General features: G+C 41.7%; 9 protein-coding genes, 1 pseudogene and 1 CRISPR repeat array. Of the genes and pseudogenes, 8 read left to right on the forward strand and 2 right to left on the reverse strand.

Annotation, left to right across the window (positions count from 1 at the left end):
* Position 1 precedes the first annotated feature (1 nt).
* Both Q0954_RS19720 and cas6 read right to left on the reverse strand, forming a co-directional pair.
* Positions 2–2,866 carry a hypothetical protein gene (locus Q0954_RS19720; RefSeq protein WP_299459318.1) on the reverse strand — a complete coding sequence of 955 codons (2,865 nt, stop codon included), beginning with the start codon at positions 2,864–2,866 and terminating at the stop codon, positions 2–4.
* Between the two features lie 631 nt (positions 2,867–3,497).
* Positions 3,498–4,301, reverse strand: coding sequence for a CRISPR-associated endoribonuclease Cas6 (gene cas6 / locus Q0954_RS19725; RefSeq protein ID WP_299459319.1), 804 nt, complete (start codon positions 4,299–4,301; stop codon positions 3,498–3,500).
* A gap of 155 nt (positions 4,302–4,456) precedes the next feature.
* Here cas6 and Q0954_RS19730 point away from each other — a divergent pair, with 155 nt between their 5' ends.
* The 8 genes and pseudogenes from Q0954_RS19730 to Q0954_RS19765 all read left to right on the forward strand — a co-directional run.
* Entirely contained in the window at positions 4,457–5,473 is a 1,017-nt protein-coding gene (locus tag Q0954_RS19730; RefSeq protein ID WP_299459320.1) for a YafY family protein, read from the forward strand.
* Positions 5,474–5,569: 96 nt separating this feature from the next.
* A CRISPR array of direct repeats spans positions 5,570–9,427; the repeat unit is 30 nt; unit sequence ATTTCAATTTCTAAATGATCCGATTAAGCC.
* A 368-nt stretch (positions 9,428–9,795) separates the two neighbouring features.
* On the forward strand, positions 9,796–10,785 hold the full coding sequence (locus Q0954_RS19735) for a hypothetical protein (protein ID WP_299459321.1): 990 nt from the start codon (positions 9,796–9,798) through the stop codon (positions 10,783–10,785).
* A 106-nt stretch (positions 10,786–10,891) separates the two neighbouring features.
* Positions 10,892–11,590 carry a hypothetical protein gene (locus tag Q0954_RS19740; RefSeq protein ID WP_299459322.1) on the forward strand — a complete coding sequence of 233 codons (699 nt, stop codon included), beginning with the start codon at positions 10,892–10,894 and terminating at the stop codon, positions 11,588–11,590.
* Positions 11,577–11,927: a hypothetical protein gene (locus Q0954_RS19745; protein ID WP_299459323.1), complete on the forward strand. Its 351-nt coding sequence runs from the start codon at positions 11,577–11,579 to the stop codon at positions 11,925–11,927. The genes Q0954_RS19740 and Q0954_RS19745 overlap by 14 nt, the downstream gene beginning before the upstream one ends.
* Before the next feature lie 75 nt (positions 11,928–12,002).
* Positions 12,003–12,248: a hypothetical protein gene (locus tag Q0954_RS19750; protein WP_299459324.1), complete on the forward strand. Its 246-nt coding sequence runs from the start codon at positions 12,003–12,005 to the stop codon at positions 12,246–12,248.
* Positions 12,249–12,253: 5 nt separating this feature from the next.
* Complete coding sequence (locus Q0954_RS19755) at positions 12,254–13,069, forward strand: baseplate J/gp47 family protein (protein WP_299459325.1); 816 nt, start codon at positions 12,254–12,256, stop codon at positions 13,067–13,069.
* A 17-nt stretch (positions 13,070–13,086) separates the two neighbouring features.
* Entirely contained in the window at positions 13,087–13,587 is a 501-nt protein-coding gene (locus Q0954_RS19760) for a hypothetical protein (RefSeq protein ID WP_299459326.1), read from the forward strand.
* Between the two features lie 5 nt (positions 13,588–13,592).
* Positions 13,593–13,996: pseudogene (locus Q0954_RS19765) on the forward strand (hypothetical protein); the annotation flags it as partial.

Here is a 13,996-nt window from a genome sequence, read left to right on the forward strand (position 1 = left end):
ATTAGTTGTTTTTTTCGTTGTTTAAAATGATTGATAAATACTGTTTGGCATGTTTGTCTAGTTTTTCGACTTTTAATAAACGGCGTACATTGGCTTCGTTCATTTCTTCACCTGCTTCTAACCATTGCTTTTTTAACTTGGCGGCTTTTTTTCTTGTAATAGTTGCTACTGAAGCTGTGCGGTAATAAAAAGCAAAATGATAGACCCAATCTTTTTCTCGGTTGAGGTTGGGCAGTTTTCGTTTCCATTCTTTTACAAACAACTCATCATATACCTTGGCAGCAAACACCTCTATTGCTTCCATTCTTTTGTCTCTTCCATCTTCATTTCTCAAAGCACGGTCTATGCTTCCCGAAATCTCTCCTATCACTTGCTTGCGTTCATAGGCGGGTGTCTCATACTTTTGTTTTATGTTGAGTCGCAAATACTTGAGTGCAGTGCGTATCAACCAAGTTTCTTCAGCCCCACTTTTGTAGCCCAAGGTGATGGCGGTAGCGGCTTCTACCAATTTGTTTGTTACTGTCATACCTTTCATTTTTTCAGGATGTTGATCTATAAAATTTAATAATTGAGAATGTACTTTTTTCTTGTCGTCATCACTCAGCAAATAAAACAAGGTGAAATAGGCTTGTCTACTCTGCGCAATCTTAAGCAAGTTGCCCTCTATCCTGTTTTTGCCCAAGAGTAACACCAACCTTATTTCGGCAAGCACTGCCTCTAGTTCTATTAGTCTCACCTTGTGCCAGCCCAATTGCTGCAAAAAACGGGGGGCGTTTTCATAGCAAAAAATTTCTTTGTGGGCGCTATAGGGCGACATAATGCCCGTGACATAAGTCCGCAAGCCCAATATGTGGGTCATTCGCAGCATTTTGCGCACAAAAAAGAAGGTAGACTCTATGCCAGGCTTGAGCTTGGCAAACTCAAGGTTGTAGAGGTTGTATTGAAACTTGGCACTTTTGTCAAACACCACTGCTTCGTCTTTCTTAAGTTCGTGATTCAAACCTTTGGCTTTTAGGCAAGCCGCCAACACATCGCGCTTGATGGGCAAGTGGGTTTCAAAAAAATCGATGTACACCACCGTATTGGCGTCTTTCGGGAAATACTTATTGGTTTTGCGCAGGCGATTTTCTTCAGCAAACAAACCCGATACTTTGTTGCGGTTGTTGTTGAGGGTAGTAATGGTGCGGTTGCCAAAACCACGTGCCTTAAGCCCAAAAGCCACGTCTTCTTTGTAGTCGAGATGTGCTACCCCTCCCGTAAAGATGCACATCTGTTTTTTTTCAGGTACCTGGGGTGCATACTCCTCTAGCAAGCCCAGACGTTGGTCGCCCAAATAGGTAAAATACTTGTCAAAAAACTCGGTCTTAAAATCAGAGTGGGCGTCTTCGGTGCTTTGCCCCAATACTTGCACAATCTCCTGCTGTAGTTCCAGGCAGTATTGCTCAAGGGCTTCTTTGCTTTTGTTTGTGCACACTTCATAAGTCTTGATAAAAGCCAATACCGTTTTGAGCAAGGCATTGGGCGTTTTGGCCTGCTTTCGCAAATAGGCCACTACCCCGGCTACACTCTGCAAGGTGTGGGCTTCGTCTTCGCCTATAGGTTCTTCCAGGGCTTTATCTGCCTTTAGCCAAGCGTCAAAGTCTTGTTGCCAGGGCTTGTGCTGTTTGGCATTGAGCCAGCATATTTTGTGCAAACAAAATAAAGTGACAAACATGCGTTGGGGAGGCTTGAGCTCATCTACATCTCTAAAAAATAAATACAGTTTGCCGTTTTCATTGCTCCATTTAATGGGGAGGTCAAGAGCAAAAGCCAAGTCTTTGGTAAATTGAATAAAACCATCGTAATCAGTGATTTTATCTTGTCCATTGGGCGACAGCAATAAAAATTTATCGGCGAGCTCTGCCACTACCTCTTGCAATATGGCCACTGTAAAGGGCAGCGAACCCACAAAACCAAAATTACATTTTTGCGCGTCTACCTTGGTCAGCGGTACAGGCTTTATGTCACCCCCTTGTTGATATGCCTGGCGTATTTTGGCGTGGGTTTCAAGGGATAGGTCTTCACCAAAATAAATAAAACCATCACGCAAAGCATACATTACTTTTGTGCCTTGAGCCTCCAGTATTTTTTTAGCAGCTTGCATGGCTTGTTGCCCCAACAAAATGTAAGGGTTAGGCTGTAGCTTTATGTAGGAGAGTTGTAAGTCACCAAAGCTGGTTTGTGCCAAGCCTTCAAGCTGTTGCACTGCTTTGCCTACCTGACTGTAAAACTCCTCTATTTCGTAAAGTTCTTGAATAGACGCCAACTTGTCGGCAAACTTGCACAATATCGCCAGCACTTGTTTTACATAGTCTTCATCCAAGGTAAGCGTATAAGCATTGGCAAGCACCGAGGTACGGTTTTCGTCGCTAAGGGTCAAAAAATAAATGTCTTGATGGTAGGTGTCAAACGCAGGAAAAAACTCATGTACCCTAAATTGCCCCACTATGGGCTCCAGGTGTTTAATGGCTTTGTCTAATGGCTCGATGCCAAACAGCTTGTTGGCATCATGAAAGGTAAACCCCAAGATAAACACTTTTAAATATACCTTGGCAATAGGCTCGTTTACCCAGCCCTTGGTGAGCAAATGACGCTCGTATAAATGCAAGGCAGGAATGAGCCCTGCCAATACATGGGTGGCGTAGGGCATGTCGTATTGGTCGCTAAGGGTTTGCAGTTGACCATCCTTTTGCAGGTCAAACCTGCCCTTGGCTTCGGTGGTGGTGTAGTCTTGCAAAATGACTTGCAACACCGTGTCAAAATATGCCTGTACTGTCTCCTGAAACAAGGGAGTTTCGAAGTAGTCTTGGCTGAGAGAATATTTCATACTATATAAAACTGCATGGTTTTGATTAGCTGTGTTTTTTAAGTAGTTTTGAGTAAGAACAGGAAGCCCTAAAGCTCCCTTGCTCTAATAAACACTCTAGAACAAATCATATTGATTGCTATTGTTCTGAGTACCATTTTCTAAGCGTGGAAATGTAATTACATGACCCACAATTAGAAATACATATTCCTCAGATGTCTTACTCACAAGCTTGATTAGGTTCCCGCCTTGAGCCTGTGAGAAGGCATTCTGATTTTCTAAATAATCGAGTACTTCCTGAACTCGTGTTCGGCTAATGTCTCTGCAGCCGAAGAGTACTCTTTCTACTTTTTTATATGATTTTGTCATGTATTGAATTGTTATTTCTACCAAGGTATAGAAAAACAAATTCAATAACAATACTCCAGAATTAAGTTCTTAATTATAGATCTCAACAAAAGACATGTATGCATCTGATATTCAGTATTTTAATATTTATTTTGTTCGTTGATGTATTTTTCATAATTTTGGTATATTAATCGGATCATTCAGAAATTGAAATGAATTAAGTTCTTAATTCACTCGGATTTTATCTATCCTAATCGGATCATTTAGAAATTGAAATAGGCAACTCGTTCTTGGGTTGCCTTTTTTATTTCAAAATTTTACAAGCCCCAAAACCCATCGCCGATTGTGCCCCAAAGCCAGCCAAATAGCCTACCTTTAACAACTCCTGGGGGGCAGTAAGCTCAAAATCGTACAAGTAGCCTCTTACTTTGGTAGCGGCGGCTGTACCCGCTTTTATCTCTACCAACTTAGAGCGTACCTTATCGCCCAATATCCGCAATTGCATGGGGGCGTCGGCTATCCGCTCAGCCACAGAAGGCATGAGCTGGTGCTGTACTACGGTTTGGTATTTGTCGAGCAGGTTTCTAAAAAACAATGCTTCATAACGATCGTCGTGTGGGTGCAGGTATTTTGCCTGGGTATTGCCTTGGGTGTTGATCACCTCAAAATCGCTTACCACCAAGGGCGAAACAGTTCTCAATTGTAGGGTATCCTGATTAATTTCAAAGGGTTGCAACACCACGCTCTCTACTTGTAGGGGTACTTGATTCTGGCGGTTGCCCAATGTAAAAGTTTGCCGTTCAAACAAGGTTTTAATCATAGACGTTGCCGCTTGGTCTACCAGAAAAGAAACGGTAAAGTCTATAGTAGGCGATTGTATCACCAAACCTCGATGAGTGGCTTTGAACCGAGGTAAATAAAGATTGGAAAACGCAAATAACTTAAAATTTTTGAAGCCTTGCCCATAGCCCTTGCTATGCAAAAAGGTGGCAAGTTGGTTGTTGCTGCCCGAAATCATTTTATATATCCAGGCGCTGAGCTCATATTGATACGAATAAGGCAATACTACCCCTTGCCTGAGTACTCTGAAGGTAATTTTAAATACCATAATAAGGGTTGTTAGATACAGATGAATGAGTTTTTTCACGAGATACACATTTTTTCGTTTTTTTTGATTTCATTACACTAATTTTTATCATTCAGGGGCAAACATAGGGCGGCAGCGTATCACCTAATGATACGCTCTGCATTTTTTTTATAGCTATGACAAAAAAAAGACGTAGAAAAAATAACGTAAACCAAAGAAAGCGTACTCGTATTATCATAGAAAAGGTACGCATGGGTGGGTATCCATCTACCAGAGAATTGGCAAGCTTATGTAATTACTCTTATGCTACCATCAAACGAGATGTTGAATACATCAAATCAGAAACGGAGAATGCCATTGACTTTTGTCATAAACGAAAAGGCTGGAAACTCTTAGATGATAAAGCACTTACACATCTGGAGCTACAAATATCAAAAAGACACATTGCCGCCATTAGAGTGGGGCTGTACCTGATAAAACAGTATGCTTATTTACCTATGTTTAATGACGGGGTAGCACAAGCCCTTCAAGAGATAGATAAGAAGATTCGCTTGAGTGTAATAGAAGAAGAAGAAAAACAATACATTTATTTCGAGCCCATTCCCAGCTCACCTTCGGCAGAGTTATTTGAGTTTTTTCTGGAGGCTATAGAAACCCAATCAGAGGTGTGTTTTAATTACCAATCACCCAAAAACCCCACAGGTTTTCATTATTCGGCGTTTCAGCCTTATGCGCTCAAAGAGTACAGTAACCGTTGGTATGTAGTGGGTTATTATAACAGCAGTTTTGCTGGACATCAGTCTATCAATGCCTTAGCCATCGACAGGGTAAAAGACAGCTACGCCTTCACAGGCAAACGCTTCGAAGCACTAGAAGGATTTAATATAGGCGAACACTTTGCCTATAGCCTGGGAATGACCGTAAACCTCGATGCACCTATAGAGACTATAAAATTAGAATTTACAGCAACCCAAGGAAAGTTTTTTGCCAGCAAGCCCTTTCACCAACCTTATAAAGTAGTAAGTTGCCACCAGGATGGTACCCCTAAAAAGATAAGCCTACAGCTGCGCCAAAACTTTGAACTTACCCGAAAACTAGTAGAAATGGGGGCGGGCGTAAAAGTGCTTGCGCCTGCCTCGCTTATAGAAAAGGTAAAAGCAAAACACCAAGCCGCCCTTGATCAATATAAATAGTTATTGGGCGATTTCTGAATGATATAGATATAGGAGGCTTTTGGGTAAATACACAAACCATAGCAGATTAGCGTTTTTTTGGACTATTTGTTTGTTACTCTAATTTCTGCGTGATCCGATTAAGCCAATTGTTTTGCAATTTTTGCCGTGGGGGTACCCAGATTTCAATTTCTGAATGATCCGATTAAGCCAGCCAAATCCTCAGACTGCACAGTACAAATTGCAGATGATTTCAATTTCTAAATGATCCGATTAAGCCTATTGAATTTAGCCCGTCAGTCATAAAGCATAAAGTATTTCAATTTCTAAATGATCCGATTAATTGCCAGCTCGTTGGCTAAGCCGCTTGGCCGCTCTTATTTCAACTTCTAAATAATCCGATTAAGCCAAGAGATGAGCGCACCACCAACACCGCTAAGGGTAAATTTCAATTTCTAAATGATCCGATTAAGCCTGTTCAACAAGATGGAGTTTGCCGCAGCCCTTTATAATTTCAATTTCTAAATGATCCGATTAAGCCTTTTTTAGAACGACTGAAGATGTGTTTAAACACCTATTTCAATTTCTAAATGATCCGATTAAGCCAAGACAATGCTTAAAAAAGACAAGGTTCCTTACTAATTTCAATTTCTAAATGATCCGATTAAGCCAGAATGAAAATGGCAAACCTTGAGCTTTAGACACCTATTTCAATTTCTAAATGATCCGATTAAGCCACTTTGATTGTTAGCTAATACAGTGAATACACCATATTTCAATTTCTAAATGATCCGATTAAGCCCATAACAAGAATACTTACTATGTCTGTGATCCATATTTCAATTTCTAAATGATCCGATTAAGCCTGCCGAAGAGGAAGCATTATCAAAGGAACAAACCAATTTCAATTTCTAAATGATCCGATTAAGCCCAATGAATCTAGTAAGCACATTGTATGATACTTTGTCATTTCAATTTCTAAATGATCCGATTAAGCCCTTTACAGTGAAATTACTGCGCGTAGCAACTATAAAATTTCAATTTCTAAATGATCCGATTAAGCCAAATACAGTGAACTTATAGACTTTTACCTTAACTTATTTCAATTTCTAAATGATCCGATTAAGCCTGATAAACTTCCTCCCGATTCAATCAAGATACTAGTATTTCAATTTCTAAATGATCCGATTAAGCCTCTTCTACTTTTTCTTGTAAGTCTTCGCGCGTTATCAATTTCAATTTCTAAATGATCCGATTAAGCCCATAACGAACGGGATGAATAAATTACGTGAAGAGTTATTTCAATTTCTAAATGATCCGATTAAGCCTGGTCCGCACAGTGCACAAAAAAAAGCTGCAAGACAAATTTCAATTTCTAAATGATCCGATTAAGCCTGTGCTAGAAGAGTCAGGAGACGACAAAAAGACTTATTTCAATTTCTAAATGATCCGATTAAGCCACTTCATTGTCGAGAATGTTGTCGAGTTCCTTAGTATTTCAATTTCTAAATGATCCGATTAAGCCACCAGACGAATAAAGCGCGTCTGGTTTTTTTATCTATTTCAATTTCTAAATGATCCGATTAAGCCCCGAAAGTTTAACCCGCGTTGGTCAATCTACAGCGTGATTTCAATTTCTAAATGATCCGATTAAGCCGATTCTGATGCTTCCACAAGAAACATCTACAACTCGTATTTCAATTTCTAAATGATCCGATTAAGCCTGGTAGTGCTTAGGGTTTTTTCTTTATTCTCTATATTTCAATTTCTAAATGATCCGATTAAGCCTACCGAAGTGCTGGTCGTGCCCCCGGCCGAAGAAATCTATTTCAATTTCTAAATGATCCGATTAAGCCGCTCCGTGGGTTTTTCGTTCCACAACATTAAGCACATTTCAATTTCTAAATGATCCGATTAAGCCCGAAATAGGGGCTTTTATAGCCACCAGAAAAAACACATTTCAATTTCTAAATGATCCGATTAAGCCAAAAAATAGCCCCCAAATTACTGACCGATGAAAAAGTATTTCAATTTCTAAATGATCCGATTAAGCCAACATGTCGAAATTTAAACGAAAGATGATATGAAAATTTCAATTTCTAAATGATCCGATTAAGCCTGTAGGATTTTCCTTCTAGCTTTGCTGGACCAACCCTTATTTCAATTTCTAAATGATCCGATTAAGCCAAGAAGAAGCGTAATTACACTTTCAGTTGGGAATTTCATTTCAATTTCTAAATGATCCGATTAAGCCTGAGAAGTGTTATCAATGGAAAGCTAGATTCTTATAATTTCAATTTCTAAATGATCCGATTAAGCCCAGCTCTTCAGCCGCGCGGTAGCCAGTAGTAGCTTTGATTTCAATTTCTAAATGATCCGATTAAGCCATATGAGGTATATTTTAAAGCACCTGCAAACCCTCTACATTTCAATTTCTAAATGATCCGATTAAGCCCAGACGTACATAGTGTGCGTATTATATTTAACGTATTTCAATTTCTAAATGATCCGATTAAGCCTGGTGGTGGTGGGTTGTCCTCGTCTTGACTTATTGTATTTCAATTTCTAAATGATCCGATTAAGCCTACAAACACAGACGGAAGATTTTTCAGGAGTTGCGAATTTCAATTTCTAAATGATCCGATTAAGCCGATTGTGAAGTACGCAGCAGCACAAGAGGATATTGCATTTCAATTTCTAAATGATCCGATTAAGCCGGGAACGAAAAACTACCTTTTTGGGATTCATAGCCAAATTTCAATTTCTAAATGATCCGATTAAGCCTTCAAAGCTATTCTAAAGCTACATGGGCTTACATACATTTCAATTTCTAAATGATCCGATTAAGCCGAGTTACTAGAGCGTGCTCGCACCCGCGAAAAGCGCAATTTCAATTTCTAAATGATCCGATTAAGCCGCCTGCTTGGTATTTTAGCTCGAATGCAGTAGCCAATATTTCAATTTCTAAATGATCCGATTAAGCCAAGTGCAACTTTTCAAAAACTAATCTTGCTCCTCTTCATTTCAATTTCTAAATGATCCGATTAAGCCACACTATCGAGCTCTTTGCCAGTAGTGCCCGTAAGGGATTTCAATTTCTAAATGATCCGATTAAGCCCACTATAGAGGATGTCGACGAGAACACCTCAAGGTTAATTTCAATTTCTAAATGATCCGATTAAGCCTAACTAGAGAGATTGAAAGCATTATCCGTATAGCAGAATTTCAATTTCTAAATGATCCGATTAAGCCTTTGCAGGCACAAGATAACCGTATAGAATACAAAGCTTATTTCAATTTCTAAATGATCCGATTAAGCCAGTACAGGATTTACCAGCAGACAATTTTCATATCCAATTTCAATTTCTAAATGATCCGATTAAGCCCACCAAACAAGTGTTGCTTGATGTCATTACCCCCAAATTTCAATTTCTAAATGATCCGATTAAGCCAAGAAAAAAAATTTACTACATTATACAAAAACGCCCATTTCAATTTCTAAATGATCCGATTAAGCCGCCGTTTTTTTGACCTGAATTGCTGCTAAACTGTCTTATTTCAATTTCTAAATGATCCGATTAAGCCGGCATGGCTGCCTCAATGGGGGCTGTGCTATTCTATTTCAATTTCTAAATGATCCGATTAAGCCTGTTGTACGAAAAAACAAAAGGTGCTCCTAATACAATTTCAATTTCTAAATGATCCGATTAAGCCACTTGCCGTAGCAAAGAGCATGGCGGTTTCAAGTTATTTCAATTTCTAAATGATCCGATTAAGCCTTATAAACAAGCGCAAACGCCTGCTAAACTATGAGATTTCAATTTCTAAATGATCCGATTAAGCCTTTTTGTATACCTGCTTTGGAATGCGATTCAAAAGATTTCAATTTCTAAATGATCCGATTAAGCCTTTAGCCAAGTCAGAGGCACCAAGCCCGACAATGTTATTTCAATTTCTAAATGATCCGATTAAGCCCCGTCAAATAATGGCTAAAAATGGGCATTTACAGGCTCAAATCAAAGGTAAGGAGAGTATTTTTAACCTTGTAAAGTCTGAAACCCCCAATAGTGTAAAAAGCCCTGGAGGGTTTCAGATTTTATAAGTACCTGGCTATCAACAGTTCATGTGTAAGTTAGCAGATTGTACTACCCTTTGTACTATCAATATGTGCGAGGTTTCAGACCTTAGAAGCATATAGGGTTATTATATCATTGGTTGTTCAGGTTGCCAATAAAACTAAAATATTGACTGACTCTTTAAGAAAACCACAAAATAACCCATTCAAACCTCAATCCCCAAAAAACGCTTACCTAAAAACACCCAACCAGTACTAAATTGCCCCCATGCTCACATTCAATACCCAAGTCATATTTACCCCGGCCACTGGTGGGGTGGAGTATCTGCTGGACAGTTTTACCTCGCTGGAAATTACCAGTTCGTGGAAAAACCTGGGCGATATGGTCATACTTAAGCTGGGCAGGTTAAGAGGGCTGTTCAACAAGCAACTCAAAGAGGGAGATGGAGTAGAAATCAAGCTGGGCTACGATGGCGAGTTGCATACTGAGTTCAAGGGCTACATTGCCCGGCTACTCCCCAACCAACCCTTCGAAATGCATTGCCTGGACGAAGTCTATCATTTGCAGCGCTCTAACCTCAACCAAACCTGGAAGCACACCACTTTGAAGGAGGTAATTGAAGAAGCCATCAAGGGCTTTGAAATAGAGTTGGTGGATACCCAAGAAGTGCCCGAAATAAAGCTTGTCCCCTTTCGGGTGGCCAATGCCAGCGCTGCCAGGGTGTTGCAAAAACTCAAAGACAATTATGGGCTTGCCATGTATTTCCGGGGCAAGCAGTTGTACATAGGCTTGCCTTATTCAGAGGATGTAGCACTGACTACTGGATTAGATGAAGCACCTGTAGTATATGACCTGCAACGCAACGTGCTTGCTACCGAGTTGGAATATCGCCGCAAGGAGGACATCAAGATAAGGCTCAAGGCAACCTCTTATTTGAAAAACAATCAAAAGCTGGAGGTGTACGCGGGCAGCGAAGAAGGCGAACTCAGAACCTGGATTTCGCCCGAACCGATTAACGACAAGGATACTTTGCAAAAAATTGCCAACGAGAAGGTAAAGCTGTACCGCTACGAGGGCTACAAGGGCGGGGTTAAAACCTTGGGCGTTCCGCATGTGGTGCATTCGGCGCGTTGCCAAATCCGGGACGCTGACTACCCCGAACGCGAGGGGGTATATTTTGTAGATGAGGTAAAAACCACGGTGAGCAAAACCGGGGGCTTTAAACGGGCGGTAAAAATTGGAAGGAGGGCACAGTAGGCAGTCACAAGTCTTAGATACCGATGCATATCGGTGCAATTAGCGATGAGCTACAAGTAAACTAAACTTATTGCATAGTGTAGTTAGGTTAGAGCTGTATTTAATTATGGATGAAAATATCAACGCTTTTATTAATTCTATTCGGCGGATTATGGAGGCTTTGCCTGCCGATAGCAAAAACCTTCGGGGTACGGTGGTAGAGGTAGACGAAGCCGAACGCACCTGCGAGGTGCAACCTTTGGGCGGCGAGGCTCCCTTGCCGGATGTACGCCTGGTGGCAAGTATCGATAGTGAGGTAGTAGGCGGGGTAGTGTTTATTCCTAAAATAGGCAGCTCGGTGATTGTATCGATGCTCGAAGCCTCAGAAAGCGAGGCTTATGTGGCAAAGTTTGGCGAAGTAGAAAAGCTGCTCGTTCAGTTCAGCGAAGACAATGTGGCTGAGCTGAGTGAAGCGGGCTTGAGCTATAAAAACGGGGAGGCAGAAGTGAGTATCAATGCTGAGGTACACCAATTTAAAGTAGGTGATTTGACCCTGAAACTGGCTGCCGATCAGCTTTCGCTCAATGGAGACAGTGCAGGTGGGCTGATCAAGGTAGCCGAACTCAAAACCGAGTGGAACAAAAACAAAGCAATCCTCGATGGCTTGGTTCAGGTACTTTCGGGGTCACCTATTCCTGAACCGGGCAATGGCAGCCCTTCGGCGTTGCAAGCCACCCTCAAGGGAGCAGTAGCGGGTAAACAGACGGGAGTATTTAAACCCAGTTTTGAAAATAAAAAAGTAATGCACGGCGATGGCGACAACTGACCCTAATAAGTGGCGCAAGGTGACAGATGTACTACTTTCGGAAGTAGGCGGAGACTTGGCTTTTGAAAACGGGGACTTTGCCTTGGGCGATGCCACCGTGCAGCACCAGGCGCATAACCTGGTAGCCAACAAAGGCGATTTGCGGGCTGCACCCCAGGCGGGTATTGGGCTGGATATTTTTCTAAATGATGAAAACCGTGATTTTAGTGAAATGCGGGCTGAGATTGAGCTGCAACTGGAACTGGACGGGCAAACTATAGAATCGGTGCGCTTTGACATAGATGAGCAAACAGGAGGAGGCGAGTTGGTACGAATTGAAGCGGGGTGGAGTAATTAAATGGTTGAATGGTTTCGCTTCGCTAATGGTTAAATGGTTAGCGCAAAGCGATGATATTGATACACCGATATAGATATGATGCAAGTTTATACTACTTACGAGGGGCAAAATATCATAGACCTTGCCTTGCAACTCTATGGAAACCCCCAGGCGTTTTTTATGCTTTTGGATGACAACCCTACACTTTCGCTGGATCAGGAGATTGCGGCAGGTACTGAGGTCAGGTACGACCCTGACAAGGTAGATATTCGTGACTACCCTTTGGTCAAATACTTTAAAAATAAACTGCCCCAGGCGGTGATTGTAAAAACAGGAAACTAAAAACAATGGCAAGAACCCTTACTCAAATACGCAACGAACTCCTGGCAGCTAAGGCGGCCGAACCTAAGCTTGATGCCTTGGACTCTCCTTCTAATTTTGCGATCTGGCGGCTTTGGCTCTACGTAGTGGCCATGGCAGTCTGGACGCTGGAACAACTCTTTGACCGCCACAAGGCAGAGGTAGAAGCAAGACTTGCCCAGAATATTTTTGGTTCAGCGGAATGGTTTGTACTACAGATGAAAAAATTTCAGTACGGAGAAAACCTTGTCAGGTATGAAAACGGGGCGCTGGGTTACTCCCAAGTGTCCCCCGAAAAACAAATCATTACCCAGGCGGCCATTTCGGTGGCCAGCGGTAGTGACAACGTTGCCACGCTCAAAGTAGCCAAAACAGTGGACGGACAACCTGCACAACTTTCGGCCAGTGAACTCGCCGCCGCAAGAGGTTACATTGATCGTCTCCAACCACCAGGGGCGTATATTCTGGTCAATAGCTTGCCCGGCGATACAATTAAACTTAGCCTGGAAGTATATTACAATCCTTTGCTCGAAGCTACCTCACTCAAAACAAGCATAGAAACCGCCATTGATCAACACCTCTCCAACCTGCCTTTTAATGGTAAAATTTTGCGATCTAAAATTGTAGATGCGGTGCAGGCGGTTGCCGGAGTGGAAGATGTAGTCATTACATTATTTGAAGCCAAGGCAAGTGGAGAAACTTACGCCCCAGTAGACCGGGTATACATCCCTAAGTCTGGCTATGTAAAAATAGACGTTGAGCACCCACTCAAAGACCATCTCACCTTAAAAACTCCTTTATAAAATAAGTAAATAAAAGCATGACCATTGACTGGAATAAATTTGTGCGTTGGTTGATTCCTTCGTACCTCAAAAAGGAACAAGCACGCCACCTTGCTTGGCTACAAGTAATGCTTGCCCCTATCAAAACCTTGTACGAGCGTTTTGTGGCTTTTAGGGTGGCCACCCAGCTGGAAATCGCCATCAGCAACCAAACGATGGTGCTTGAAGAAGAACTCAACCGGAGGTTAGGGCTAAGCCGGGAGATCGTCATCATCAACCAAACCTATCAGAAAAACCGCCGCTATATCTATTACCTCAGCGAAGCATCCAGTTTGCAATATTACCGCTACTCGCTGAGTGAAATTACCGAAAAAAACCTTCTTCCCAAGTTTAGCTACACTTTGGGCGAATTCCAGGGGGAGTTCGATTTTGTAGTCCAAACTCCAGCACTCGCGGCTGACCAACAACTTCAGATTCGCGCATTCATTAATAAATACAAACTACCTGATAAGACCTACACAATTATTATCAAAGAATAAAAACAATGGCAAAAATATTAGACCTCGTTACAGGCGGGCACCCCGACTCGCTGGACGACTTAATTCATTTACAGGAGGCTCAACAAGAAGGGCAAGTGGCAAGTTTTATGGCGTTGGGGCTTGATTTGAGTAAGAATTATATACTTCAAGGCTGTGAAATCAGCGAAGATGACAGTGGCTTTGCTACCACCACCGCAGGCCTGATACTCCACAACGGCGAAGTGTTCGAAGTGCAAGAGCAAACCATTTCAGATGCAGAGAACTATGGTTGGGCAGTAGAGGACACTTATCGCCCCGGCAACCCAGTGACTTATGCTAACGGCAATGTCCACTCACCCCATAAGATCAGGAAAATGAAGCTCGTAAATACAATAACACAAGCCGACGTGCTTCATCAGGAGTTGTGGCA

This window comes from uncultured Microscilla sp., assembly GCF_947493425.1.
In the GTDB taxonomy this organism is placed as follows: Bacteria; Bacteroidota; Bacteroidia; order Cytophagales; family Microscillaceae; genus Microscilla.